This window comes from Burkholderia sp. BCC0097 (assembly GCF_902832985.1).
Taxonomy (GTDB): domain Bacteria; phylum Pseudomonadota; class Gammaproteobacteria; order Burkholderiales; family Burkholderiaceae; genus Burkholderia; species Burkholderia orbicola.
Genome location: NZ_CADFDM010000010.1, coordinates 142,611 through 167,530 on the forward strand (window position 1 = coordinate 142,611; position 24,920 = coordinate 167,530).

The window sequence follows — 24,920 nt, forward strand, 5'->3', positions numbered from 1 at the left end:
GCGTCCCGACGATACGAGGCGGCCACGCGATGCGGCAGCCGGCCGGCGGCCCGTCATTTTGCGAACGGCCAGCCGACGATCCGCTTCGGGCGCGGCGGCGCGTACGTGCGGACCTTCGACGTCTTCAGCTTCAGGCGCACCAGCGATTCGGCGAGCGCGACCGCGGCCGATACGCCGTCGACCACCGGCACGCCCGTGCATTCCTCGATCTGCCGGTCGAGGCCGGCCATCCCGCCGCAGCCGAGGCAGATCACTTCCGCGTGATCGTCCTTCACCGCGCGCTGCGCCTGGCCGACGATCGATTCGATCGCGCGGGCCGGATTCTCCTCGAGTTCCAGCACCGCGAGGCCGCTCGCGCGCACCGACGCGCAGCGCGCATCGAGCCCGGCGAGCTTCAGGCGATCCTCGATCAGCGGCACCGTGCGGTCGAGCGTCGTGACGACCGAGTAGCGATGGCCGAGCAGCATCGCGACGCTCGCGGCCGCTTCGGTGATGTCGACGACGGGCGCCGTCAGCAGTTCCTGCAGCCCTTCGCGGCCATGCTCGCCATAGCCGGCCTGGATCACCGCATCGTACGGTTCGTCGTAGCTCAACACGCGATCCATCACGGCGATCGCGGCGAGGTAGCTCTCGAAGTTGCCCTCGACCGACTCCGCGCCGAAGCGCGGCGTGAGCCCGACGATCTCCGTGCCCGGCGATGCGGCTGCCTGCGCCTGCGCGGCGATCGCGTCGGTGATCGACGCGGTCGTGTTGACGTTGACTACCAGGATCCTCATCGGTGACTCCGTGTGCGTGTGTGTCAGTGTCGCGCGCAGGCGACCGCGATGTGCTCGCCCGAGCGCGCTTCGTAGATCCGTTTGCGATCGGCCAGCAGCCAGTACACGCTGCCCGCGATCGCCGCGCCGAGCAGCCACGAGAACGGCGTCATCGCGCTGAACGCCGGCACGACGGCGAGCGTGATCGAGATCAGCGCGGATGGCACGAGTGCCGCGAGCGCCTTGCGGTTCACGCCGCGCGTGTAGAAGTAGGCGCCGCTCGGCGCTTCGGTGTAGAGATCGGGCACGTTCACGCGCTGCTTGCGCACGAGCCAGTAGTCGACCGTGATGATCCCGTACAGCGGGCCGAGCAGCGCACCGAGGCCGGACAGGAAATAGACGATCACGATCGGGCTGTTGTACAGGTTCCACGGCAGGATCAGCACGGCGATCGTCGCGCTGATCAGGCCCGCGCGGCGGAACGACAGGCGATGCGGCGCGAGGCTCGTCAGCACGAAGGCCGGCGCGACGAAGTTCGCCATGATGTTCACGGCCACCGTCACGATCAGGAAGGCGAGGCAGCCGAGCACGAGGAACAGCTTGTTCGGCACCGTCGCGATGATTTCCGTCGGGCTGTGGATGATGTGGCCGTTCAGCTTGAACTGCGCGCCGGCCAGCACGAAGCTGATCGTCGCGAACACGAGGATGTTGACCGGCAGGCCCCAGAAGTTGCCGACGCGCACGGTTTTCGCGCTCGGCGACGAACGGGCGAAATCGCAGAAGTTGAGCACCAGCGTGCCGTAGATCGCGAGCCACAGCGCGCCGCCCGCGAAGATTTCCGTCCACATCTTCAGGCCGGTCATCGGCTTGCCGATCGACATCGCGAGGTGGCCGCCGGTGCGGCTGAACATCCATGCGGCGAGCGACAGCGTCGTGACGAGGATCACCGGGCCGGCGAGCCCCTCGTACTTGCGGACCATTTCCATCCCGTACGTGAGGATGCCGATCTGCACCAGCCAGATCGCGACGAACGTGATCCAGCCGAGCGTCGACAGCCCGAAGATCGCATTCTGGTCGAACGCGGCGAGGCCCGGCCAGATCGCGGTGAGCAGCACGCGCAGCACGACGGATGCGAGATAGGTCTGGATGCCGAACCATGCGATCGCGATCACCGCGCGGATCATCGCGGGCAGCATCGCGCCGTAGATGCCGAAGCTCATCCGGCTGATCACCGGGAACGGCACGCCGGTTTTCTGGCCCATGTAGCCGGTGAGGTTCATGAAGCCGTACACGAGCACCGCGCCGATCGCGAGCGACGCGAGCATCTGCCAGCCCGACAGGCCGAGCGCGAACAGCCCGATCGCGAACGAGTAGTTCGCGATGTTGTGCACGTCGTTGGTCCATAGCGCAAAGATGCTGTAGCGGCCCCAGGTCCGGCCTTCGGCCTGGGTCGGCGCGAGATCGGGGTTGTGCAGCCGCGGGCTCAGCGCGGGATCGTGCGCGGCCGGGTCGGTTCGATGCGATGCGTCGTCCGCGCCGAGCCCGAGGCCCGCGCGGTGAATGGCTTCCAGTTGCACGCCGTTGTCTCCTTCCATGTGCGGGGCGCGAAACCGGCCGCGTGTCGTACGCGGCGCGGGCCGGGCCCCGGTGGACGTTATGTCTCGGATTTGTTCGCGAGTATGGGCGGCGGCTACCACGATGGGAAATTAAATATTCGGCTGGGCGTCATTTGAAAAATGAATGAATCGCGTCGGGCCGCGGCGGCGGGAGAACGGCATGCAAATTGCGAGTCGACGGGTTCCATCCACATCGACATCAGCGGAGGTGTCATGCAGCGATATTCCATTCGTCACGTATCGCGAGCCGTCTTCGCCGGCATCCTGATCGCGGGCCTGGCGGCAGGCGCGGGTTGCCAGAAGAAGGGCGACAACGGCGCGGCCAGTTCAGATTCGAGCGCAGCGAGCGGCATGTCGGCCGCGCCTTCGACCGCGCCGTCGGGCACGCCGAGCAGTGGGGCGGACGCCGGCGCGAGCCTGCCGGGCGCGGCCTCCGCGCCGAGCGGCGCGAGTGGCGGCTGACCGACGGCGGATAGCCGGGGCGGACGGTGCGTCAGCGCGCCGTTCGCCGCTGAGGTGCGGTGCCCACGCGCGCCGGACGGCGTGCGCGCGTGGGCGTGCGCATGAAAGATTTGCAAGGACCGTTGTAGCGATTTCCGGCCGGCGGCGACGGCGTGACGCCGGCGTCCGCCGGCCGGGCAAGGAGGTGCGATGCAGAACGCGGAATCGAACCCTACCCCGGAAAAGCAGCGGGAACAGATCGAGAAGAGCCCGGTGAAGACGCCGGCGGCTGGCGACATGCCCGACGCGGCGACCCAGGCCGCGCAAGTGGCGCGGCGTCCGCTGACGCCGGAGGCGGTCGCGGGGAAAATGCCGACCGGCCTGCCGGAGATCGACGTCGACGCGCATGCGGTCGACAGCGGCGATCCGGTACGCCGGGCCGCCGGCCGGATCGTCACGCTCGACAACGCGAACATGGCGATGACCGACAACACGGTCGACGTCGACGGCAAGGGCATGGAGGCGCGCACCGGCGCGTCGGAGCTGCAGGACAACGTGATCTATTCGAACGCGTCGCTCGACGAAGCGGTCGATACGCCCGACGAAGGGCTCGGCGGGATCGAGAGCCGGCCGTCCGGCAACATGCCGCAGATCGCGACGCGGCCGGGCTGGCGGGTGCGTCATGTCGGTGACGTCGATGTCGAGCACGGTGACAGCGCCCGTGCCGAGCACGTGATCTGCCTCGAACGGTCCGACGACTGATAGCGGCCACTGATACCGGCATTCGAGGTATTCGACACGCGGCGGCCGGCGCACATCGCACCGGCCGCCGCGATCGTTTCGGGCCCTTGCCGCGTTACTGCGGCCCCAGCTCCTGCGCGGACGTATCGGCGTCGTTGCCCTGCGCGACCAGCACGTGGATGTCGTTCGGCGTCACGTCGCCGACGCCGCCCGACGGAATCGTCAGGAGCAGCCAGTCCGCGTTGTTGCCGATGCTGACCGGCGCGGTCTTGAGAATCGGCGACTTGCTGCCGGCCGTCGTGACGACCACCTGGTACGTGCCGCCGTTCAGGTAGACCGAATCCTGCGTCGTCGCCGGTACGGCGTTCTGGTACGCGGCGCCCGCCATCGTCGGGCTGACCGTCGTGATGTCGGTGCCCGGCGGCACGACGTACACGTCGACGTTCTGCGCATTCGGCGATGCGTTGAAGCTGCGCACGCGCGCCTTGTCCGACAGCAGGCCCTTGTCGTACGGATCGTCGATGACGGAGATCAGCGACGTCGTGCTCGGCAGCGCGATCGTCGTGTAGTGGTGACCGTTCGAGGCGCTGAACGCCTGGGACGCGATGGTCGCGGTCGTGCCCGACACGTCGTAGCTCGCGGTCTGCGTGCCCGAATCGACATCGTGATAGCGCGTCACGCCCTTGTAGGCGACGCCCGACTGGTCGACCTTCCCGTTCAGGTAGTAGTCGAGGTTCGGGCCGGCCGGCACCGCGTTGATGAAGCGTGCCTGCGGCTTCGAGATGCCGAGTACGGTGCCGGCGTCGTCGCCGCCGCCGCACGCCGCGAGTACGGAAATGACCGAGCACAGGGCCACTATCGTTCGTATTGATTTCATGTTGTCCTCTCGTTCAGGGAACCTGCTTGCGATGCAGAACCGCCGCGTGACGGATCGCGCGGGGCGCAGCGCCGGTTGGAAGGCAGATGGCTGTCCGCCGGATGGCGGGCGCGAGGATGTCGCAAGCGGTGTGCCTGTGCGAGGAAAAAACGGCGAACGGCGGCGGGGAAGCGCGCACGCGCCGGCGTGGCGGCGTGCGCGGGGTGATGCGAGGAGCCGGGGAACAGACCGCGCGCTCGGCGCGGTTGTAAAAAAGCAGCGTCGCGCGCGCGGCGCGATACGTCAGCGGTTCACGAGCCGGGCCGGATACGCGAGCGCGAGTGCGCAGCCGACCAGCATGCACGCGGCGAAACCATACAGACCCGCGCTTTGCGAATGGAACGTATCGCGCAGCCAGCCGATGAAATAGGTGCTGCCGAACCCGCCGAGGTTCGCGATCGAGCATGCGAACGCGATGCCGCCGGCGGCGGCCGAGCCCTTCAGGAACGTGGACGGCAGCGCCCACACGACCGGCATCGCGGCGGCCGCGCCGGCGTTGATCAGCGAGAACAGCAGCAACGTGCCGAGCGTGCCGTGCGACGACGAAGCCGCGATCGCCAGCGCGACGGCCGACACCATGAACGGCACGACGATATGCCAGCGGCGTTCGCGTGCGCGGTCGGAGCTGGCGCCGCAGTACAGCGTCGCGAGCACGGCGGCGGCGTTCGGGATCACCATCAGCCAGCCGATCTGATATGCGTCCTTCACGCCGGTGTCGCGCAGGATCGTCGGCAGCCAGAAGCTCACCGCATACAGGCCGAGCAGCACGCACAGGTCGATCAGGCCGAGCGCCCACACCTTCGGATCGGAGAACGCCTTGCCGAGCGCGTGGCTCTTGTTGCCGGACGGATCGGCGTCGAGATTCGCGCGCAGCACCCGCTTCTCGTCGGCGTTCAGCCAGCGCGTGGATTCGATGCCGTTCGGCAGCCAGCGCAGCACCGCGAAGCCGAGCAGCACCGACGGCAGCGCTTCGAGCAGGAACAGCCACTGCCAGCCGCCGAGCCCGTGCGCGCCGTCGAACGCACGCATGATCCAGCCGGAAATCGGGCTGCCGATCATGCTCGACAGCGGCAGGCCCACCATGAACAGCGCGACGATCCGCGCGCGACGTGCATCGGGATACCACTGCGTCAGGTACAGCAGCACGCCCGGCAGGAAACCGGCTTCGGCGGCGCCGAGCAGAAAGCGCACGACGTAGAACTGCATCGGCGTGTGCACGAACATCGTCGCGCCCGACAGCAGGCCCCACGTGATCATGATCCGCGCGATCCACAGCTTCGCGCCGACGCGTTGCAGCACCAGATTGCTTGGGACTTCGAACAGGATGTAGCCGGCGAAGAACAGCCCGGCGCCGAGGCCGTACACGGTGTCGCTGAACTTCAGCGCATCGAGCATCTGGAGCTTCGCGAGACCGATGTTGATGCGATCTAGATAGGCCGCGAAGTAACACAGGCAGAAGAGGGTGATGAGGCGCAGCGTGACCTTGCGATAGAGAGGGCCGTGGGGCGCGTCGTCGGGGGAAACGGCGGCGCTCGGGTGTGCGGTAGACATGGGACTGCCCCTGTTCGAGTGTGACGGATGAATGGGTGGCTCGATCGTCGCGAGCGGGACGTTCCGCTGCGCACTGGAGTCTGTATATCACGTCAAATACGTAGCGTACACACTAGAAAATACCGAAGCGCACAGGCACGTATACGGCCATCTTAAGGCAAGCGTTTGCATGACAAATGTCCGTGTCATCAAAGGGGTTTTGGATGATATGGAGTGTGCGCTGAAAAGATGGAAACATATGCGGCGGCATGCACGAATTTCGTGCGTATGCACTCAAAATTGGAGTGTGTGCGCGAAAGCTGGCGGCGCACACATACACATGCGGTAGCCGCCGCGACGGTGCGCGGCTGGCCGGCACGCCGCCGTGACGGGCAGGCGATCCGCTATGGCTCGGGCGAGCCCCACGCGCCGCTTGCATGCGATTCCGCGAACCCTGATGCACCGCAATGACGCGACGGCCGGCCGCCGGCCACGCCGATTTGAGGGTGTACACTGCTTGTCTTTCATTTGCATGCAGGCAAGGGTCTGCACTCTCATGGCGTCTTCCAAGGATTCGTACGATTTTCACGACCAGGTCGGGCATCTGCTGCGCCGCGCGTATCAGCGGCACGTTTCGATTTTCCAGGAGGCGATTCCCGATTCGGATCTCACGGCCGCGCAGTTCGTGACGCTGTGCGCGGTCAAGGAGCGGCAGGCGTGTTCGCTCAACGACATCGTCAAGGCGACCGCGATCGATCAGGCGACGATTCGCGGCGTCGTCGAGCGGCTGAAGACGCGCGCGCTGATCGAGGTGTTGCCCGACCCGAACGACGGTCGCAAGCTGATCGTGCGCGCGACCGCGGCCGGCCTCGCGCTGATCGACCGCACGGTGCCGTTCGCACGGCAGGTGACGGAGCGCACGTACGGCGCGCTCAATCCCGGCGAGCGTGTCGCGCTGCAGTTCCTGCTGCGCAAGATGATGGAAGAAGACGGCGACGCCTGATGTGTGGCGCGCGGCCCAGACCCATCTACGTCGTGACAGGCGCTGCCGCGTCGGCGCTCATCAGTCGGCCGGCCTCGTGTAGCCCGGCACGCACGGTTTCCGGCGTAAACGGCGGCGCATAGAACCGCACGCCGGTCGCATCGAACAGCGCATTCGCGACCGCTGCCGGCCCCGGCACCGATGCCGATTCGCCCGCACCGAGCGGCGGTTCGCCTTGCCTCGGCATCAATACGACATCGACGTCCGGCACTTCCGCGAACGTCAGGATCGGGTAACTCGCCCATTCGCGCGACGCGACCTTGCCGTCCGCGAACCGCACGCGCTCCTTCAGCGTGCGGCTCAATACCTGGATCACGTTGCCGTGGATCTGGTGGCGCACGCCATCCGGATTGATCATCGTGCCCGTGTCCTGTCCGACCGTCACACGCTCGATGCGGATCTCGCCCGACACGCGATCGACGCTCAGGTCGACAACCCAAGCCGACCACGCCGCGCCGAAGCCGGGGAAGCGGCTATGCACGTAGCGCGCATACGCGATCCCGCGGCCGCGCACGAGCCGCGCTTCGTCGCGTTCGTCGTGTTTGTCGAGCGGGCGCGGCACGCGTGGCGTCCACCCCGCGCGCTCGGCCACCGCCTGCAGCAATTCGATCGCACGCGTGTCCTGCAGATGGCGCAGCCGGAACGCGAGCGGATCGACGCCGGTCAGCGCCGCGCATTCGTCGACGAACGCATCGTGCGCGAACGAGTTCGGCAACGCCGACACGCCGCGCAGCCACGACGCCCGCACGAGCGGCGCGAGATCCTCGCAGACGAAGCGACGATGCGGGCTCGCATAAGGCGACACGGCCGTGCGGTCGCCCATCTCGAACACGCGCGGCTCGGGCGCGATCGCGCCGGTCAGCAGCGCTGCCAGCAGCGGCGCGTCGTTCGACGGGTAGCGCGTCGTGAAGTCGTAGCCGAGCAGGCGGCCGTCGCGCGTGACGGTGCCCGTCACCTGCATCGACTGGCCCGCGCCTTTCGGTTCCCACAGATGTTCGTCCGCGCGCGACAACTGCACGCGCACCGGGCGGCCGACCGCGCGCGACAGCAGCAGCGCGTCGCCGCACACGTCGTCCGCGCCGTTGCGGCCGTAGCAGCCGGCCGCTTCCATCCGCACGACGTCGATATCGGCCTCATCGCGCGCGACGAGCGTCGCGAGGTCGTAGCGCAGCGACACGGGGTTCTGCGTGCCGGACCACACGGTGATGCGCCCGTCGCCCGGCGCGCGATAGTCGGCGAGCGCGCACGACGGGCCGATCGAGCCGTGCATCTGGAACGGCCACGCGTAGGTGCGCGACAGCGTGAGCGTGTCCGGTTCCGTTCGCACGGCGTCGACATCGCCTTCGTCGAGCAGCACGCGGCGGGTGGCCGGCGCGGCGGCGATCGCGGCGGCCGGCGCGTCGAGCGGCGGCAGCGCGGGAAGCGGCCGCCACGTCACGCGCAACTGGCGTGCGGCGCGGATCGCGTGCTCCTCGCGCTCGGCGACCACCCCGACGAAATCGCCGAGCGCGACGACGGCCACGAGCCCCGGTACGTCGGCCACCGATGCGCGATCGACGTCCACCAGCGACGTGCCGACGAACGGGCCGCTGTCGTGGCCCGCATACGGCGGCCGGACGACGCGGCCATGCAGCATGCCCGGCACGCGCATGTCGTGCACGAACGTGAGCTGGCCGGTCGCCTTCGCGGGCAGGTCGACGCGCGGCGACGCGCGGCCGACGATCCGGTAGTGCGCGGGGTCCTTCGTGCGGGTGTTCAGGTCGAGCGTCAGCGCGATCCGTTGCGCGGCGACGAGCGCGGCGAACGTAACTACCTGTCCGTCGGCTGAAATCGTTCCATCGTCGATGCCCAGCCGCTCCACATCGACGCCGAACCGCTCGGCGGCGAGCGCCAGCAGCGCGTGACGGGCCTGCGCGGCCGCGCAGCGCAGCGGCGTCGCGGAAATCTGGATCGTCGCGCTCGCGATGGTCGGCCCCTGGTTTGGCGTTGCGGCCGTGTCGCCGAGCACCATCGTCACGCGCGCGGCCGGCACGTCGAGTTCCTCGGCGACGATCTGCGCGAGCGACGTGCGGATGCCGGTGCCGAGATCGACGTGTCCGTTGAACGCGAGGATGCGGCCGTCGTCGAGAATCGCGACGAACACTTCCGGCAGCGCCGGCACGTAGGACGACAGGCTGCCCGGCTGGCCGGGCGCCGGCTTCACGGGCGGCGCGGGCGGCCGGATCACGGTCAGGCAGCCGGTGCGCGCGAGCAGTTCGGAGCGGTTCACGGGGGAGAGATCCTGTCGAGGAAGGCGCGGCCGGCGCCCGGCCGCGACGAATGCGGCGTGCATGCAGCGCGCGGCGCACGCGAGACGGCGGGTGGCCGCGGCGCGGCTGCGCATGCGGTCAATCTAGGCCGCCAAAACCGCAGCGTCAATTGCGCGCGGGTGCGGGCGCAGTCAGCGCTGACGCCGCCCGAACCGCCCGAGCCGCCCGAGCCGCCCGAATGGCCGGAGCCACCCGTGCGACGCAGCAGTTCAGCGTGCCTGCACGGCATCGATCGCCGCGATCGCATCGTCGAGCGGCATCACGGCCGCATATTTCTGCTGCATGTCGAACAGGTTCGCGTCGTGCGGCGCGATCGCGCGATCGCCGACGCAATCGGCGAGCACGAGCGGGCGGAACCCGTGCGACATCGCGTCGACGACGCTCGCGCGCACGCAGCCGCTCGTCACGGCGCCCGCGACGAGCAGCGTCTGCACTGCGCGCTGCGCGAGCCACGGCGCGAGTTGCGTGCCGAAGAACGCCGACGGCACGGTCTTGCGCACGACGAGTTCACCCGGCGCGGGCGTGAGTTCGGGCACGATCGCGCTGTTCGGATGATGCTCGGTCAGCGTCGCCATGCCGGGCACCTTCAGCGAGAACACGTTGTCGTCGCTGCCGTCGTCCGCATACACGATGCGGCTGTGCGCGACCGGCCAGCCGCGTCCGCGCGCGAGCGCGAGCGCACGCGTGGTGCACGCGATCGCCGGCGCGATGTTGCCGCCGCCGAACGTCGCGGGATCGGCGAAGCCGACCACGAAATCGACGATCAGCAGTCCAATGTTGCCGTGCGGCGGCAGCGGCGTGCCGAAACCCTGCTGGCGATACACGTTCGCTTCGGCGTGACGGGAAAGATCGTTCATGGTGTCGGGGGCTCGTCGGTCAGGCGGGTTGATCGGTCACTCGGCCGTCGCGCACGACGGTCTCGCCGTCGAGCTCGACCGTGCAGCGGCGCAGCGGGATGTCGATGTGGCAAGTGGTCGTGCGATTGCCGCCGCCTTCGTTGTTCGGGCCCAGCGAGAACAGGAAGTTGCCCTCGAACGCGCGCGCGTCCATCCCGATCGTCGCCTCGCGGTCGTACAGCCCGAGCGTCGACCAGCGCGCGCGCGGTTGCAGCCCCCAGCCGATATGCGAGATCGCATAGCCTTCGGGGTCGGCGAACGTTTCCATGTAGTCGCGCAGCAGGTCGGCGTCGACGCCGCCTTCGATGAGCGTCGCATACCCGCCTTCGACGGTCAGCGCGATCGGCTCGCGCACGTAGTGCTTCTGCGGCAGCAGGATGTCGCCGCGGTCGATCACGATCGTGCCGCGCGCGGTGCGGTCGTTCGGGTAGGTCAGCGCGAAGCCGCTCGGCCAGTGGTCCCAGCGGCCCGGCGCGTCCACGAAGCCGTATTCGGCTGTCGGCGGAAACTCGCCGAGCGGGCACACGAGCGCGGTGCCGGCCGCCGAGCTCACGCGCATCTCGCGGGCCGCGGCGATTTTCTTCGACGCGGCAAGCACGCGCGTGCGGTCGGCCAGGGTCGGCACCATTCGCACCAGCACTTCGGGCGGCTCGACCGCGAGCAGGATCTTCGTGCCGGACTTCAGGATGTCGTGCTGTTCGGGCGAGAACAGCAGCGTCATCAGGTCGAGCACGAGGTCGCTCTCGCGCAGCGCGGCGATCGCGGCCTTGTTGCCGGTCAGCGGCGTCGTGCCGAGGTAGGCGAGCGGGTCGCGGCTGAACGCCTTGTCGCCGTTGACGGGCGGCAGGTCGAGCCGGTTGACGATCGCACCCAGCGATTGCGTCGCGATCAGCGCGCACGACAGCGTCTGCGGATGGGTGGCCGCGCTCGTCAGGATCGTGATGGTCTGGCCTGGCTCGAGGCGCGACAGCGTGAGGACCTGCTTCCACGCGTCGATCAGTTGGGTATCGCTGACTGGCATCGTCGGCTCCGGTAAAGGCGTGAAGGAAAGGGGCGGGCGCCGCGCTCAGGCCGCGAGCGGCGCGCCGAGGAAGTCGCCGAACGCCGCGTAGAAGCCCGCCGCGTTGTCCCACGGGATCATGTGGCCGGCATCGGGCACGCGCACGTGCCGCATCGTCGGCGTCGCGCGCTGCAGCTCGGCGACGTCGTCGTCGCGCACCACGTCGCCGCGCTCGGCGGTGATCAGCAGCGACGGCACCGCCAGTTGCGCGGCATCCGCGTGGAAATCGTCGGTATGGAAGCCTTCGTACGATGCGCGCACCGCGCGTTCGTCGCAGGTATGCAGCCATTCGGCGCGCAGCCGCAGTTCGGCCTCGGTCCAGGTCGGGCAGAACGCGCGCATGCCTTCGGCGTCGGTGCCGGCGCGCGCGAGCGCCATCGAGTCGATGTACCACGGCAGCTTGCCCGGGTAGTCGCGGTGGTTCGGGCCCGACACGGGCGGGTCGACCAGCACGACCGATGCGAGCCCGCGGATGCCGCGCCGGGCCGCGCGCGCGGCGATGCGCGCACCCATCGAATGGCCGACGAGGCTCGTGCGCGGCAGATCGAGCGCGGCGACGAGTGCCGCGACGTCGTCCGCCTGCGCATCGAGGCTGTAGTCGAGCGACGGCGACGCGTCCGACAGCCCGCGGCCGCGCACGTCGAGCACGTAGGTATCGAACGCCGCGCCGAACACTTCGCCGACGAAGCCCCACGTGATCGCGGGGCTAGTGATGCCGGGAATCAGCACGATCGCCGGGCGCGACGCGCGTGCGCCGGTCGCGCCGCCGTAGCGCAGATAGTGCTGGCGGATGCCGTTGGCGCGGACGTTCGCGCCGTACAGGAAAGTCGAGGACATGGGATGGCTCCGAAGTAGCGGCGGCGCTCAGTACGCGCCGGACAGCAGCGCGCCGGCGCCCGGCACGACCGGTTCGAGATCGAGCTCGCGCAGCATCGCGTAGGTGGTGGCGATCGCCGCGGTGATCACCGGCTTGCCCGTCATCGCCTCGACCTTCGCGACGGCCGGCAGCGACGGCATCTGCACGCATGCGGACAGCACGATCGCATCGGCGTCCTGGTACGGCAGCGTCTTCACGATGTCGGGCAGGCGCGCCGGATCGTGGCGGCCCACGTCGAGGTTGTCGGGAATTTCCAGCGCGCGGTAGGCGAGCACGTCGAAGCCTTCGTTGCGGATGTAGTCGACCACCAGCTCGGTGAGCGGCAGCATGTACGGCGCGACGACGACGATGCGCTTCGCGCCGATCACCTTCAGCGCGTCGACGAGCGCGCCCGCGCTCGTCAGCACCGGCGCCTGCGCACCGTTGTCGGCCGTGTGCTTCGTGAGGCGCGCCTGCGACACGCGGTGATAACCGTGACCCATCGCCATGATCGCGACGAGGCACGCATAGCCGAGCACGTCGACGCGTGCATCGCTCAGTTCCACCGCGCAGCGGTCGGATTCGGCGTCCATCGCCGCGAGTTCTTCCTTGACGACCTTCTTCATCCGCATCCGGCTCGAGTGATACGTGAAGCGCTCGGGCCGGATCGCTTCGCGCAGCCGCAGCATCGCCGGGATCTCGGTCTCCATCGTCGTGTTGGAACTCGGCACGATCTGGCCGATGCGGTAGGTCTTGCTCATGACGGGAGGCTCCGTGTCGGTAAGGAGGGGGGCGGCACGCTGGCGCGGGATCGCCGGATGTTGGGCAAAGTCTAGTGTGTACATTTGAAAATGGCAATGGATCAAAATAGCGTCTGCCATGGATTTATTGTTGGCGTGTATGGATTTCAGGAGATTTATTGGTGCTTTCCCGGAGGCGTCGGCGTCGATCGATAATCTGCTTGTCCAGAATAAATTGAGTGTGTACGCTAAATAAACGCCACTCAATCCGCTCGCCCTGGCGCCGCGTTCGGCAATGGGCCCACGATCAGGAGATCCGCATGAGCAAACCCCGTATCGCAATCATCGGCGCCGGTCTCGGCGGCACGGCCGCTGCCGCGCTGCTGCAGCGCGGCGGTTACGACGTCGCGCTGTACGAGCAGGCGCCCGCGTTCTCGCGTCTCGGCGCGGGCATCCATCTCGGCCCGAACGTGATGAAGATCATGCGGCGCATCGGCTGCGAGGACGCGCTGGAAACGATGGGTTCGCATCCGGATTGCTGGTACAGCCGCGACTGGCGCACGGCCGACGTGCTGTCGCGGATTCCGCTCGGCGACTACGCGCGCAAGGCCTACGGCGCGAGCTACCTGACCGTGCATCGCGGCGATTTCCATGCGCTGATGACGCAGGCGGTGACGCCCGGCACGATCCGCTTCGGCAAGAAGCTCGCGGCGGTGGAGGACACGGGCAGCGACGTGCGCCTCTCATTTACCGACGGCAGCATCGAGACGGCCGACATCGCGATCGGCGCGGACGGCGTGAATTCGCGGCTGCGCGAGCATCTGCTCGGTGCGGAACCGCCGCGCTACACAGGCTATGTCGCGCACCGCGCGGTGTTCCCGGCCGCGCTGCTCGGCAACAAGCCGTACGACATGTGCGTGAAGTGGTGGTCGGAGGATCGCCACATGATGGTCTACTACGTGACCGAGAAGCGCGACGAGTACTACTACGTGACGGGCGTGCCGCAGGCCGAATGGCCCGAGGGCGTGTCGATGGTCGACAGCAGCCGCGACGAGATGCGCGAGGCGTTCGCCGGTTTCCACGCCGACATCCAGCATCTGATCGACGTGTCGCCGTCGATCACCAAATGGCCGCTGCTCGAACGCGATCCGCTGCCGTTGTGGAGCCGCGGCCGGCTCGTGCTGCTCGGCGACGCGTGCCATCCGATGAAGCCGCACATGGCGCAGGGCGCGGCGATGGCGATCGAGGATGCGGCGATGCTCGCGCGCTGTCTCGACGAAGTCGGCGTCGGCGATTACGCGGGCGCGTTCGCGCTGTACGAGGCGAATCGCGCGGTACGCGCGTCGAAGGTGCAGCTCGTGTCGCACAACAATACGTGGCTGCGCACCAACGAGGACCCCTCGTGGGTATTCGGTTACGACGTGTTCGATGTGCCGCTCGACGCGCCGTCGCGCAGCAGCGTGGCGGCCGTGGCCTGACGCGCGGCGCCCGCGCCGGCCGGCGCTTTGCCTCCGCTTTGCAGCCGCTGCGCCGGCGCGGGAATCGATGCGCGGCAACGCGCGCATTTCGGCGTGTTATATGTCAGGCGCGCCGGCAGGCGCCAGCCGGCGGCCCGTGCCCGCCGTCGGCCGACGCCGGCCCGCACGCCGCATTCCGGATCCATTCATGTCCCATCCCGCTTCTCCGTCGCGGCCGCTGGCGTTTCGCGTGAACGGCACGCCGCACACCTTCGCCGCCGCCGCGCCCGACGCGCCGCTGCTGCTGGTCCTGCGCAACGACTGCGCGCTCAATGGCCCGAAGTACGGCTGCGGGCTCGGGCAGTGCGGGGCGTGCACGGTGCTCGTCGACGGACAGGCCACGCGTTCGTGCGTCGTGCCGGCCGCCGCCGCGCACGGGCGCGACGTCACGACGCTGGAAGGGCTTGGGTCGTGCGACGCGCCGCATGCGATCCAGCGCGCGTTCATCGACGAGCAGGCCGCGCAATGCGGTTACTGCCTGAACGGCATGATCATGAGCACGAAGGCGCTGCTCGACCGCCACCCCGCGCCCGACGATGCGGCGGTCCGGGACGCGTTGCGCTTCAACCTGTGCCGTTGCGGCACGCATCTGGAGATCATCCGCGCGGTGCATCGCGCCGCACGCTATCTGCGAGGCGGCGATGAAGCCTGACGCAGGTCCGCCGATGGCGCCGGCGTGCGTGGCGGAACCAGCGCCGCACGATGACGCGGCCGCCGCCGCCGCGCCGCCGCACCGCGCGCGCTACGCCTGGCCGATCGGCGATGCGCGCACGCCTGCATCTTTCGATATCGAAACGCGGACCGCGCCCGACGGCAGCATGACCACGTGGCGCTATCGCGCGCAGGCGGCCGGCCCGACTACCAACGACGCTCGCGGAGCCGCGGAACGCGCCGATCCCGGCGCCGCATCGCCGTTCGTCTACCGGCACGCGCAGACGTCGATCGAGCTGGCCGATGCCGATGGCGCGATTCCCGGTCACGCACACGTCTTTGCCCGCGAATCCTTCGTCGACGAACTCGCGGGCGCGTTGCGGCGCGACCCGGTCGCGTTGCGGCTGCAGCATCTCGACGCCGCGCGGGACGCGGGGCCGCGTGAAACGATCCGGATGGTCTGCGAACGCGCCGCCTGGGGCGTCCCGGTTACGAACCGGACGAACGCCGCGTCGCGTGTCAGCGGTCGCGGCTTCGCCTTCGATGGCGAGCGGGTCGATGCGCGCACAGTCGCATCCGCATCCGGCGACGATGCCGATCGTCACGGCGATCCGCACTGGTCCGCGTGGGTCGTGGATCTCGAGGTCGACCGTGCGACCGGCGACGTCTCGGTGCGGCGCGTCGTGGCCGGGCAAGGCAGCGGCGAGCCGGGCGACGCGGCGCTGGCCGGCCTGCCCGCATGGCAGATCGAGGCCGCGATTTCCCGCGTGATGGGCGCACGGTTGTCGGCGCGGCCCGCGCACGACGAGACCGATGCCGATGCGCGGCCCGACGCGATTGCGCACGAGCTGGTTGCCTTCGACGCCGCCGCGTATCGCGAGCATGGCGACCTGTCCAGGCAGGATGCGCGGCGAGTCGAGCAGGCAGTCGCGCCGGCCGCGGCTGCCATCGCCAACGCGCTGTACGACGCGACAGGCGTGCGTTTTCGCGCGCCGCCGTTCGATGCGGCGCACATTCGCGCCGCGCTTGCGCAACCGGTGCCGGCCGATACCGCCGACGGGCCGCACGCGGCCCCGCGCCGCGCATCGCGCTGGCGCCACTGGCTGGCCGGCGGCGGCGCGGGCGGCGTGGTCGGCGGATTGATCGGGCTGGCGTGCGCGATCCTGCCGGGCCCCGCGCCGATCGCACCGCTTGCGCCTGTTGCGCCCGGCGGCGCGGACGGCGCGATGTGGAGCGCGGCGACGCTCGAACGCGGCCGCCTGGTCGCGCTCGCCGGCGATTGCGCGGTGTGCCACACGGCGCCCGGCGGCGCGACCAATGCGGGCGGGCTCGCGCTCGATACGCCGTTCGGCACGATCTACACGACGAACCTCACGCCCGATCCGGAAACCGGCATCGGCAACTGGTCGTATCCGGCGTTCGCCCGCGCGATGCGCGAAGGCATCTCGCGCGACGGCTCGCACCTGTACCCGGCGTTCCCGTACACCGCATTCGCGAAGCTGAGCGAGCCCGATCTGCTCGCGCTCTATGCGTACCTGATGTCGCAGCCGCCGGTGAAGCACGTGCCGCCGAAGACGAAGCTGCCGTTTCCGCTCGATCAGCGGCGGCTCGTGGCCGGCTGGAACTGGCTGTTTCATGACGCGCGGCCGTTTGCGCCGGACCCGGCGCGCTCGGCGATGTGGAATCGCGGCAAGTATCTGGTCGACGGCGCCGGGCACTGCGGCGCCTGCCACACGCCGCGCAACGCGCTCGGTGCGGAGAAGGGTGGTCTCGCCTATCTGTCGGGCGGCGAAGCGGAAGGCTGGGTCGCGCCGTCGCTCGTCGCATCGGCGGCTTCACCCGTGCCGTGGACCGAAGGCGCGCTGTTCGACTATCTGCGCACCGGGTTCTCGGCACAGCACGGCGTCGCGGCCGGGCCGATGGCGCCGGTCGTCGCGGGGCTCGCGGCGCTGCCCGAATCCGACGTGCGGGCGATCGCGCATTATGTGGCGTCGTTGTCGCCGCCCGTCGATGCGGCAATCGCCGCGGCCGCGGCCGACCGCCAGGCGCGCGGCGCGGAAACGATCGCGACGCTCGGCCTCGAGAACGGCCGCCGCGCGTTCGACGCGGCGTGCGCGGTGTGTCATGCGGAATCGGGCGGCGTCGGACATTTCGGCGTGCGGCCGCTGATGGGGCTCAACACGAGCGTCAGCCAGTCGACGCCGGACAATCTGCTGCGCGTGCTGCACCACGGGATCGACCAGCCGGCCACCGACCGGCTCGGCTACATGCCGGGCTTCGGCGATGCCTTCGACGATCGGCAGATGGCCGAGCTTGCCGCCTACATCCGCGCACGCTACGCACCGGGGCAGCCGGCGTGGCGCAACCTCGCGGAAGCATCCGCGCGAATCCGTCAGGCGGGTGCACATTGACCGTCGCGCCGGCGTGAGCGGCCGGCCCGGCAGGCGCACCGGGCGAAATGACCTGACGAACGAAAAACGATGGTCGGCGACGGCTGTAATTCTTGCCGGATTCGGCCATCGTTTAACCATTCGAAACAATGTGTTCACCGAAAGGGGCATGATCTTCGGCGATCGAGCAGGCATACTGTCGCCTATGTTGCTCAATGCACGTCGACCGGCGTGCGCCTGCCCTCCATGTCCATTCCAGTCTCTTTTCGAACTCTGCGATGGTTGACCATTGCGGCTGCTGCATGCTTGCTCGCCGCGTGTTCGACTGCTTCCGACGTGACCGCGACGTCGAACCCGAACGTGTACACCGTGACGACGCGCACGGTCGGCGTGTCCACGACGTGGGCCGACGCCCACGAGAAGGCCGTCAACGAAGCCACCAACTACTGCACGCAGCGCGGGATGCGCGCCAGCGTGAAGCAGGAATCGCTGACCGGCGGCCGCCGCGTCGACGCACGCTCCGAACTCGCGTTCGAGTGCCATCCGACCTTCGAGACGGCGTCGAACCCGCGCGGTTGACCGACCGGCGGCATGACTGCGCCGCCCGCGTTTTTCTTCCCCCGCCTGCAAACCGACCCGCGATGCCGTTCCGGCCCTTCGCGGGTCGACGTACGTCCGGCGTCGGCCGGGCGCATCAGGCCGGCTGCGCCTCGTACAGCTTTACGCACGCGGAGAAGTCGAGCGTGCCGAGCCCCTGCTGGCTCATCGACTGATACAGCTGCTGCGCGAGCGCGCCCATCCAGACCGGCTGATGCGCGCTGCGCGCGGCTTCGGTCGCGAGCCCGAGATCCTTCAGCATCAGGTTCGCCGCGAAGCCGCCCGCATAGCCGCGCGCGGCCGGCGCGGTGTCGCTCACGCCGGGATACGGGTTGTACGCATCCGAACTCCAGCAGCGGCCGGTCGACGTGTTGATGATGCCGGCCAGCACGGTTGGGTCGATGCCGAGCGCGGCGCCGAGCGCCATCGCTTCCGATACGCCCATCATCGAGATGCCGAGCAGCAGGTTGTTGCAGATCTTCGCGATCTGCCCGGTGCCGGTGCCGCCGCAATGCACGACGTTCTTGCCCATGTCGAGCAGCACCGGGCGGATGCGCTCGAACAGCGCGGCTTGCGCGCCGACCATGAAGGTCAGCGTGCCGGCCTGCGCCCCGCCGGTGCCGCCCGACACGGGCGCGTCGGCGAGCGGGAAGTCGCGCTGCGCGGCCGCGTCGGCCACCGCGCGCACAGTGCCGGGATCGATCGTGCTGCAGTCGATCAGCGTTGCGCCGGCGCGCGCGCCGGCCAGCACGCCGTCGTCGCCGAGGTAGACGGCGCGCACGTGCTGCGCGGCCGGCAGCATCGTGATGATCAACGAGCCGCGCGCGGCGGCTTCACGCGGCGACGTTGCCGCCGTCGCCCCGGCGCGCACCGCGGTGTCCACCGCGTGCGCATCGAGGTCGAACACCGTCAGCGCGTGGCCGGCCTTGAGCAGGTTGGCGGCCATCGGGCCGCCCATGTTGCCGAGTCCAATGAAGGCGATTTCCATGTGCGGGCCCTCGCTCAGCGCAGCGCGATCGTCGTGTTCACGCCGCCGGCCGTCGCGTCGTCGTCGAACCAGCGCGCGGTGACCGTCTTGGTCTGCGTGTAGAACTGCACGACCTGCTTGCCGTACGGGCCCAGATCGCCGAGCTTCGAGCCGCGCGAACCGGTGAAGCTGAAGTAGGGCACCGGCACCGGGATCGGGATGTTGATGCCGACCTGGCCGACGTCGATCTCGCTCTGGAACTTGCGCGCCGCCGCGCCGCTCTGCGTGAACAGGCCCACGCCGTTGCCCATCGGGTTGCGGTTGACGAGCGCGATCGCGTCGTCGAGCGTGTCGGCTTCCATCACGACCACCACCGGCCCGAAGATTTCCTCCTTGTAGATCGACATGTCGGTCGTCACGCCCGAGAAGATCGTCGGGCCGACGAAGTTGCCGTGCTCGTAGCCGGGCACCTTCACGTCGCGGCCGTCGAGCAGCAGCGTCGCGCCTTCCTTCACGCCGGCGTCGATCAGCGACAGGATGCGCGCCTTCGCCGCCTTCGACACCACCGGGCCGACATCGGTGCCGGCTTCGGCGCCCGCGTTGACCGTCAGCGCCTTCGCCTTTTCGACGAGATCGGGCAGCCAGTCGCGCGCCTTGCCGACCAGCACGACGACGGAAGTCGCCATGCAGCGCTGGCCGGCTGCGCCGAAGCCCGCGCCGACCAGCGCGTTGATCGACTGCTCGCGATGCGCGTCGGGCAGTACGACCGCGTGGTTCTTCGCGCCCATCATCGACTGCACGCGCTTGCCGTGCTGGCTGCCGAGGTTGTACACGTGCGTGCCGACGCGCGTCGAGCCGACGAACGAGATCGCCTTGATGTCCGGGTGCGTGCACAGGCGGTCGACCACCGTCTTGCCGCCGTGCACGACGTTCAGCACGCCTTGTGGCACGCCGGCCTCGATCGCGAGTTCGACGAGCTGCATCGTCGACAGCGGGTCCTGCTCCGAGGGCTTCAGCACGAACGTGTTGCCGCAGACGATCGCCATCGGGAACATCCACAGTGGAATCATTCCGGGGAAGTTGAACGGCGTGATGCCCGCGCACACGCCGATCGGCTGGCGCAGCGTGTACGTATCGACGCCGCCCGCGACGTTCTCCGCGAATTCGCCTTGCTGCAGCGTGCCGATCGAGCATGCATGCTCGACCACTTCGAGGCCGCGGAAGATGTCGCCCTGCGCGTCGGGCAGCGTCTTGCCTTGCTCGGCCGTCAGCGTGTGCGCGATCCGTTCGAGATTGCGGCGCACGAGATCCTGGAACTTCAGCATGATGCGCAGCCGCGCGCCGATCGGCGTCGTCTTCCAGGTCTGGAACGCGCGCTGCGCGGACGCGATCGCGGCATCGACCTCGTCGAGCGTCGCATACGGCACGCGGCCGATGACTTCCTGCGTCGCGGGGTTGACGATGTCGCCCCATTCGGTGCTGTGCGATTCGACGAACGCGCCGTCGATCAGCAGCTTGGCGGTGGGCAGGGCGAGGGTGGTCTGGGGAACTGCGGCGTTCATGGAACTCTCCGGGGAAACGATGTGCGATGACGAAAGGGGGCCTGCGTCCGCCACGCGCGCAGGCGCGGCGGGCGGCAGGACGAACTGAAGATCGAGTGCCGGCCGGCGTGCTCAGGCGCGCGCCGGGCGCATCAATGCGGTACACACGAGCGCGAACACGCCGAAGCCGACGAGGTACGCGATCACGTAGTGCGGCTGGCCGCCGCCTGCCTTGAGCAGTGACGTCGCGATCATCGGCGCGAAGCCGCCGCCGATCACGCCGGCCAGCTGCACCGACAGCGAGATGCCGCTGTAGCGGATTTCCGCGGGAAACTGCTGCGCGAACAGCAGCGATTCCGGCGCATAGAGGATCGGGAACACGACGCCGAGGCCGAGCACGATCGCCCACCATGCGGTCGACGTCTGCTGCGTGCCGAGCATCGTGAAGAACGGCGCGGCGAACGCGCACATCAGCACGAGGCCGATCGCGAACATCCGGCGCTGCCCGATGCGGTCGCTCAGATGCCCGCACAGCGGCATCGTCACGAGCGACAGCGCGGCGCCGGCCGTGATCGCGTGCAGCATCTCGGCCTTCGGCAGATGCAGCTGCTGCGTCGCGTAAGCGAGCGCGAACGTGACGACCATGTAGAACCAGGTGTTCTCGGCGGCGCGTGCGCCGACGATCGTCAGCACCTCGCGCGGATGGCGGCGCAGCGCGGCCGTGACCGGCGATTTCTCGGCCTTGCCCTGCTTGCGGACCTTCTCGAAGTCGGGCGATTCCGGCACCTTCGCGCGGATGAACCAGCCGAGGCCGACGAGCGCGATGCTCGCGAGGAACGGCACGCGCCAGCCCCACGACAGCATGTCGGCTTCCGGCAGCGCGGCCACCGCGGCCATCGCCACCGACGACAGGATCAGGCCGAGCCCGACACCCGTCTGCGGCAGGCTGCCGAACAGCCCCTTGCGGCCCTTCGGCGCGTGCTCGACGGCCATCAGCACCGCGCCGCCCCATTCGCCGCCCACCGCCATGCCCTGCAGGAAGCGCATCGCGATCAGGAGCGCGGCGGCCCAGTAGCCGATGCTGTCGTACGACGGGATCAGACCGATGATCATGCTCGGCACACCCATCAGCAGCAGCGTGATCATCAGCATCGACTTGCGGCCGATGCGGTCGCCGAAGTGGCCGAACACGATGCCGCCCATCGGCCGGCCGATGAAGCCGACCGCGAACGTGCCGAACGCCGCGAGCGTGCCGACGACCGGGTCCAGCGACGGGAAGAAGATGCGGTTGAACACGAGCGCGGCGGCCGTGCCGTAGAGGAAGAAGTCGTACCACTCGATCGTGGTGCCGGCCATGCTGGCCCAGCCGGCCAGCAGGTAGTGCTTCGCGGTGCGCTCGGGCGCCGGTGTCGCGATGGTCGCATGCTCATCGAGGGTGGATCGGGTCTGCATGGTGTCTCCGGTTTTATTGCCCGCGGCTCATGGTCCGCAGGTCACGGTCGAGTATAGTTATGCGCAGATTCATGATGTACCGATAAAGAAACCGGTTGGATGTGCATTTATGCATATCGACGGCCGGCCCGGAGACGCCCGCCTTTTTTCCCTTGCCGATGCGACATGCCACCGAGCCGGTTTCCGGCAACCTGAACTGGGACGACCTGCGCTTTTTCCTCGAGGTCGCGCGCACGCAGCGCGCGAGCGGCGCCGCGAAGCGGCTCGGGGTCGACTACACGACCGTCGCGCGGCGCATCCGCGCGCTCGAGGCCGCGATGGGCACGCTGCTGTTCGACAAGTCGCGCTCGGGCGGCTTCACGCTGACGGCCGAAGGGCAACGGCTCGTCGCGTATGCGGACGCGATGGAGACGACCGTGCAATCCGCGTGCGACCAGGTCGCGAACACCGGCGAGGCGCTGTCGGGCCACGTGCGGATCGGGTCGACCGAAGGGTTCGGCTGCTTTTTCCTCGCGCCGCAGCTCGCGCGGTTTCGCGCCGCGCATCCGCACGTGTCGGTCGACCTGCTGCCGGTGCCGCATTTCGTCAACCTGCCCAAGCGCGAGGCCGATCTCGCGATCACGCTCGAACGGCCCGAGCGCGGGCCTTACGTGGTCACGAAGCTGTGCGACTACCAGTTGCGGCTCTATGCGACGCACGACTACCTGGCGAACCACGCGCCGATCACGTGCACCGACGATCTCGCGCGGCACGCGTTCATCAGCTACGTCGACGATCTCGCATTCAGCAACGAACTGCTGTACCTGGACCGCGCGGTGCCCGGCGCGACGGCGGGCTTGCGCACGACCAGCGTGATCGCGCAGGTTTTCGCGGCGCTGCAGGGCGGCGGCCTGGCGATCCTGCCGTGCTTCATGGCGGCCACGCAGCCGGCGCTGGTGCCCGTGCTGCCGAACGACGTGGTCGTCACGCGGTGTTTCTGGCTGACGTGCCGCGAGGATCTGCGCAAGCTGCGGCGCGTGACCGCGCTGTGGGATTACCTGCGCGCGGCGGCGGATGCGAATCGCGCGCTGCTGTCGGGGGAATCGGGCACGCTGCGCTTCGTCGGCGAGCCGGCATAGCGGCCGACGGGCGGCGCGCGACGGCGACGCGATGATCGATCTGGAACACAACACGGCCGGCGGCGATTCGACCGGCTAGCGGGGAGAGGGCAGATGGCTTTGACGCATGCGGGCAAGGTTTTCGTGGTGTGCGTGGTGGTATTCGGCGTGGTCGCTTACTGGCTCGCGTCGCGCATGGTGCGTCGCCAGACGGGCGGCAAGCGTGGGGCCGGCGGCGCAATCGCGTTCTGGTGGCTCGTGTGTTTTTGCCTGGTGTCGCTGTCGTTCCCGTTCGCGTACTGGATCGGCGACGAGCTCTACGCGCTGGCGGTGTCGCCGACATACGAAGCGACCGTCGTGTCCTACCAGTCCGAGTGGGACACCTGCGAGCGCCGCGACAGCTCGGGACGAACCTCGTCGTACCGGTGCATCAAGTACACGTCGATCCTGGAAGCCGTGATGCCGGATGGCGGACGTATCACGCTACCGGGCAACATTCGCTCGGGCGCCGTGCCCGACATCGGCGAGAAGGTCGATGTCGTGTTGCCGCAGGGCGCTCATCAGTGGCACGAGCGCAGCGTGCGCAGTATCGGGCTGCTGGCCGGCGGCGCGGTGATGGTCGCGATCATCGGGTATTTCGTCTACCTGATCGCGGCGTACGGCGCCGGGAAGAAGATCGACGGCGCGGCCCGCTTCGGCATCGCGGCGGTGCTGAACGGGCTCGTGCCGCTCGGCGCGCTGCTGATGGAAATCGCATTCCTGAGCGTGCCGTATCGCTACTGGGCGCGCGGCAATCCGGAACAGTGGCCGGGTTGGGTGCTGGCGCTCTGCCTGCTGTTCGCGCTGGCGCTGCTGCCGTTGCTGCTCGTCTACGCGCGAGCCGCATGGCGGGCGGTCGTGAAGTAACGGCGGGCTGGCATGTCTGTACCACGCCTCGCGATCGCGGCGCGGGGGCCGGCCGCGCCGCCGGCCTTCAACGCGGGCAGCCGAGCCGATCCGCGAGTTCGTTCAGGTCCCTGACGTCGAAATCCCACGTCTCGTCGGCTTGCAGGTCGGTCGTCTGGCCGGGCCCGTGCTCGGTCGGGCGCAGCACGAACGCGGTCGACAGCCCGAGCCGGCGCGCGGCGCCCAGATCGCCGTTGTGCGCGGCCACCAGGCACAGCTCGGCCGGCGCGAGGCCGAGAATCTCGACCGCTTCGGTATAGACGGCCGGCGACGGCTTGTACGCGCGGGCGACCTCGGCGCCGAGAATCGCGTCCCACGGTAGCCCGCCGTGCTTCGCGACGTCGACCATCAGCCGGATATTGCCGTTCGACAGCGGCGCGATGATGTAGCGCTGCTTCAGCCGCTGCAGCCCGGCGACGGCATCCGGCCACGGATCGAGCCGGTGCCACGCGAGGTTGAGCGCGTCGATGTCGGCCTCGGGCACGTCGACGATCCCGAAACGGTCGAGCGTGCGCACGAGGTTCTCGCGATGCAGCACGTCGAGCCGCACGTAGCGGCGGCGTCCGCTGCGGATTTCTTCCATCGACGGCGAATATTCGGCGCGCCATGCATCGGCGAACGCGAACGGGTCGAGCGTCGGCGCGTGGCGGTCCAGGAATGCGGCGGCGCCGCGCGCGACACCGCTTCTCCAGTCGACGATCGTTCCGAAGACATCGAAAACGAGCGCCTTGATTTCGGCAGGGTTCGTCATGGTGATCCAGTGAAGGTCGTTCGATGAGGGTTCACATCGCCGTGCCGGCGGATGGCGCGGCGCCGGTTCGATCGACATTGAATCACGGATACGAAAACGCGGCCGGGGAG

At 68.9% G+C, this 24,920-nt stretch carries 22 protein-coding genes; 9 read left to right on the forward strand and 13 right to left on the reverse strand.

All coding sequences use genetic code 11. The annotated features are described in order from the left end of the window. Positions 1–53 precede the first annotated feature (53 nt). Together HWX07_RS29660 and HWX07_RS29665 are read right to left on the reverse strand one after the other, a co-directional pair. Positions 54–776: an aspartate/glutamate racemase family protein gene (locus HWX07_RS29660; protein WP_175878692.1), complete on the reverse strand. Its 723-nt coding sequence runs from the start codon at positions 774–776 to the stop codon at positions 54–56. A 23-nt stretch (positions 777–799) separates the two neighbouring features. Beyond that, positions 800–2,350, reverse strand: a complete 1,551-nt coding sequence (locus HWX07_RS29665; RefSeq protein ID WP_175878693.1) for an NCS1 family nucleobase:cation symporter-1 — start codon at positions 2,348–2,350, stop codon at positions 800–802. A gap of 234 nt (positions 2,351–2,584) precedes the next feature. Between HWX07_RS29665 and HWX07_RS29670 the strand changes: the two genes are divergently transcribed. Both HWX07_RS29670 and HWX07_RS29675 read left to right on the forward strand, forming a co-directional pair. Next, positions 2,585–2,833, forward strand: a complete 249-nt coding sequence (locus tag HWX07_RS29670; protein ID WP_155123310.1) for a hypothetical protein — start codon at positions 2,585–2,587, stop codon at positions 2,831–2,833. Positions 2,834–3,022: 189 nt separating this feature from the next. After that, positions 3,023–3,574 carry a DUF3005 domain-containing protein gene (locus HWX07_RS29675; RefSeq protein ID WP_124461444.1) on the forward strand — a complete coding sequence of 184 codons (552 nt, stop codon included), beginning with the start codon at positions 3,023–3,025 and terminating at the stop codon, positions 3,572–3,574. A 94-nt stretch (positions 3,575–3,668) separates the two neighbouring features. Here the strand turns inward: HWX07_RS29675 and HWX07_RS29680 are convergent, their stop codons facing one another. Then, positions 3,669–4,430: a DUF4397 domain-containing protein gene (locus HWX07_RS29680; RefSeq protein WP_077219494.1), complete on the reverse strand. Its 762-nt coding sequence runs from the start codon at positions 4,428–4,430 to the stop codon at positions 3,669–3,671. 282 nt (positions 4,431–4,712) lie between these two features. Beyond that, on the reverse strand, positions 4,713–6,020 hold the full coding sequence (locus tag HWX07_RS29685) for an MFS transporter (RefSeq protein WP_175878694.1): 1,308 nt from the start codon (positions 6,018–6,020) through the stop codon (positions 4,713–4,715). Between the two features lie 535 nt (positions 6,021–6,555). Between HWX07_RS29685 and HWX07_RS29690 the strand changes: the two genes are divergently transcribed. After that, a complete protein-coding gene (locus HWX07_RS29690) occupies positions 6,556–7,002 on the forward strand; it encodes a MarR family winged helix-turn-helix transcriptional regulator (protein WP_006491051.1) in 447 nt (148 codons plus the stop codon). A 25-nt stretch (positions 7,003–7,027) separates the two neighbouring features. Here HWX07_RS29690 and HWX07_RS29695 read toward each other — a convergent pair whose 3' ends face one another. The 5 genes from HWX07_RS29695 to HWX07_RS29715 all read right to left on the reverse strand — a co-directional run bounded on the left by HWX07_RS29695 (position 7,028) and on the right by HWX07_RS29715 (position 12,923). Further along, a complete protein-coding gene (locus tag HWX07_RS29695) occupies positions 7,028–9,310 on the reverse strand; it encodes a molybdopterin cofactor-binding domain-containing protein (protein ID WP_175878695.1) in 2,283 nt (760 codons plus the stop codon). Positions 9,311–9,559: 249 nt separating this feature from the next. Further along, the gene (locus tag HWX07_RS29700; RefSeq protein WP_175878696.1) at positions 9,560–10,207 is read right to left on the reverse strand and encodes an isochorismatase family protein; all 648 of its coding nucleotides are present in this window, start codon (positions 10,205–10,207) and stop codon (positions 9,560–9,562) included. Between the two features lie 19 nt (positions 10,208–10,226). Next, positions 10,227–11,267, reverse strand: a complete 1,041-nt coding sequence (locus HWX07_RS29705) for a 2,5-dihydroxypyridine 5,6-dioxygenase (protein WP_175878697.1) — start codon at positions 11,265–11,267, stop codon at positions 10,227–10,229. 45 nt (positions 11,268–11,312) lie between these two features. Then, on the reverse strand, positions 11,313–12,143 hold the full coding sequence (locus HWX07_RS29710; protein WP_175878698.1) for an alpha/beta hydrolase: 831 nt from the start codon (positions 12,141–12,143) through the stop codon (positions 11,313–11,315). Positions 12,144–12,170: 27 nt separating this feature from the next. Continuing rightward, positions 12,171–12,923 (reverse strand): Asp/Glu racemase, encoded by a 753-nt coding sequence (locus HWX07_RS29715; protein ID WP_006483547.1) that lies wholly within the window; start codon positions 12,921–12,923, stop codon positions 12,171–12,173. A gap of 299 nt (positions 12,924–13,222) precedes the next feature. On the opposite strand from HWX07_RS29715, the gene HWX07_RS29720 reads away from it, so the two are divergent. From HWX07_RS29720 to HWX07_RS29735, 4 genes are all read left to right on the forward strand, one after another. After that, positions 13,223–14,380: an FAD-dependent monooxygenase gene (locus tag HWX07_RS29720; RefSeq protein WP_175878699.1), complete on the forward strand. Its 1,158-nt coding sequence runs from the start codon at positions 13,223–13,225 to the stop codon at positions 14,378–14,380. 187 nt (positions 14,381–14,567) lie between these two features. Further along, positions 14,568–15,071 (forward strand): (2Fe-2S)-binding protein, encoded by a 504-nt coding sequence (locus tag HWX07_RS29725; RefSeq protein WP_175878700.1) that lies wholly within the window; start codon positions 14,568–14,570, stop codon positions 15,069–15,071. After that, positions 15,061–17,481, forward strand: coding sequence for a c-type cytochrome (locus HWX07_RS29730; protein WP_175878701.1), 2,421 nt, complete (start codon positions 15,061–15,063; stop codon positions 17,479–17,481). Before HWX07_RS29725 ends, HWX07_RS29730 begins: the two co-directional genes overlap by 11 nt. Before the next feature lie 225 nt (positions 17,482–17,706). Further along, positions 17,707–18,039, forward strand: a complete 333-nt coding sequence (locus tag HWX07_RS29735; protein WP_011548018.1) for a hypothetical protein — start codon at positions 17,707–17,709, stop codon at positions 18,037–18,039. Positions 18,040–18,154: 115 nt separating this feature from the next. Here HWX07_RS29735 and mmsB read toward each other — a convergent pair whose 3' ends face one another. The 3 genes from mmsB to HWX07_RS29750 all read right to left on the reverse strand — a co-directional run bounded on the left by mmsB (position 18,155) and on the right by HWX07_RS29750 (position 22,017). Then, entirely contained in the window at positions 18,155–19,045 is an 891-nt protein-coding gene (mmsB, locus tag HWX07_RS29740; RefSeq protein WP_175878702.1) for a 3-hydroxyisobutyrate dehydrogenase, read from the reverse strand. A 14-nt stretch (positions 19,046–19,059) separates the two neighbouring features. Continuing rightward, a complete protein-coding gene (locus tag HWX07_RS29745) occupies positions 19,060–20,586 on the reverse strand; it encodes a CoA-acylating methylmalonate-semialdehyde dehydrogenase (RefSeq protein WP_175878703.1) in 1,527 nt (508 codons plus the stop codon). A gap of 111 nt (positions 20,587–20,697) precedes the next feature. Beyond that, on the reverse strand, positions 20,698–22,017 hold the full coding sequence (locus HWX07_RS29750; protein ID WP_175878704.1) for an MFS transporter: 1,320 nt from the start codon (positions 22,015–22,017) through the stop codon (positions 20,698–20,700). A 158-nt stretch (positions 22,018–22,175) separates the two neighbouring features. Between HWX07_RS29750 and HWX07_RS29755 the strand changes: the two genes are divergently transcribed. Further along, positions 22,176–23,135: a LysR family transcriptional regulator gene (locus tag HWX07_RS29755; protein WP_175878705.1), complete on the forward strand. Its 960-nt coding sequence runs from the start codon at positions 22,176–22,178 to the stop codon at positions 23,133–23,135. 93 nt (positions 23,136–23,228) lie between these two features. Further along, positions 23,229–24,020 carry a uracil permease gene (locus HWX07_RS29760; RefSeq protein ID WP_175878706.1) on the forward strand — a complete coding sequence of 264 codons (792 nt, stop codon included), beginning with the start codon at positions 23,229–23,231 and terminating at the stop codon, positions 24,018–24,020. Positions 24,021–24,087: 67 nt separating this feature from the next. On the opposite strand, the gene HWX07_RS29765 is transcribed toward HWX07_RS29760, so the two are convergent. Beyond that, positions 24,088–24,810: a haloacid dehalogenase type II gene (locus HWX07_RS29765; RefSeq protein ID WP_175878707.1), complete on the reverse strand. Its 723-nt coding sequence runs from the start codon at positions 24,808–24,810 to the stop codon at positions 24,088–24,090. Between the last annotated feature and the right edge of the window lie 110 nt (positions 24,811–24,920).

Coding starts and splice junctions, on each gene's coding strand:
- HWX07_RS29725 (WP_175878700.1), top strand. CDS start 14,568: ATGTCCCATCCCGCTTCTCCGTCGCGGCCGCTGGCGTTTCGCGTGAAC.
- HWX07_RS29720 (WP_175878699.1), top strand. CDS start 13,223: ATGAGCAAACCCCGTATCGCAATCATCGGCGCCGGTCTCGGCGGCACG.
- HWX07_RS29680 (WP_077219494.1), bottom strand. CDS start 4,430: ATGAAATCAATACGAACGATAGTGGCCCTGTGCTCGGTCATTTCCGTA.
- HWX07_RS29760 (WP_175878706.1), top strand. CDS start 23,229: ATGGCTTTGACGCATGCGGGCAAGGTTTTCGTGGTGTGCGTGGTGGTA.
- mmsB (WP_175878702.1), bottom strand. CDS start 19,045: ATGGAAATCGCCTTCATTGGACTCGGCAACATGGGCGGCCCGATGGCC.
- HWX07_RS29660 (WP_175878692.1), bottom strand. CDS start 776: ATGAGGATCCTGGTAGTCAACGTCAACACGACCGCGTCGATCACCGAC.
- HWX07_RS29710 (WP_175878698.1), bottom strand. CDS start 12,143: ATGTCCTCGACTTTCCTGTACGGCGCGAACGTCCGCGCCAACGGCATC.
- HWX07_RS29755 (WP_175878705.1), top strand. CDS start 22,176: ATGCGACATGCCACCGAGCCGGTTTCCGGCAACCTGAACTGGGACGAC.
- HWX07_RS29745 (WP_175878703.1), bottom strand. CDS start 20,586: ATGAACGCCGCAGTTCCCCAGACCACCCTCGCCCTGCCCACCGCCAAG.
- HWX07_RS29705 (WP_175878697.1), bottom strand. CDS start 11,267: ATGCCAGTCAGCGATACCCAACTGATCGACGCGTGGAAGCAGGTCCTC.
- HWX07_RS29700 (WP_175878696.1), bottom strand. CDS start 10,207: ATGAACGATCTTTCCCGTCACGCCGAAGCGAACGTGTATCGCCAGCAG.
- HWX07_RS29735 (WP_011548018.1), top strand. CDS start 17,707: ATGTCCATTCCAGTCTCTTTTCGAACTCTGCGATGGTTGACCATTGCG.
- HWX07_RS29730 (WP_175878701.1), top strand. CDS start 15,061: ATGAAGCCTGACGCAGGTCCGCCGATGGCGCCGGCGTGCGTGGCGGAA.
- HWX07_RS29765 (WP_175878707.1), bottom strand. CDS start 24,810: ATGACGAACCCTGCCGAAATCAAGGCGCTCGTTTTCGATGTCTTCGGA.
- HWX07_RS29665 (WP_175878693.1), bottom strand. CDS start 2,350: ATGGAAGGAGACAACGGCGTGCAACTGGAAGCCATTCACCGCGCGGGC.
- HWX07_RS29690 (WP_006491051.1), top strand. CDS start 6,556: ATGGCGTCTTCCAAGGATTCGTACGATTTTCACGACCAGGTCGGGCAT.
- HWX07_RS29675 (WP_124461444.1), top strand. CDS start 3,023: ATGCAGAACGCGGAATCGAACCCTACCCCGGAAAAGCAGCGGGAACAG.
- HWX07_RS29685 (WP_175878694.1), bottom strand. CDS start 6,020: ATGTCTACCGCACACCCGAGCGCCGCCGTTTCCCCCGACGACGCGCCC.
- HWX07_RS29670 (WP_155123310.1), top strand. CDS start 2,585: ATGCAGCGATATTCCATTCGTCACGTATCGCGAGCCGTCTTCGCCGGC.
- HWX07_RS29715 (WP_006483547.1), bottom strand. CDS start 12,923: ATGAGCAAGACCTACCGCATCGGCCAGATCGTGCCGAGTTCCAACACG.
- HWX07_RS29750 (WP_175878704.1), bottom strand. CDS start 22,017: ATGCAGACCCGATCCACCCTCGATGAGCATGCGACCATCGCGACACCG.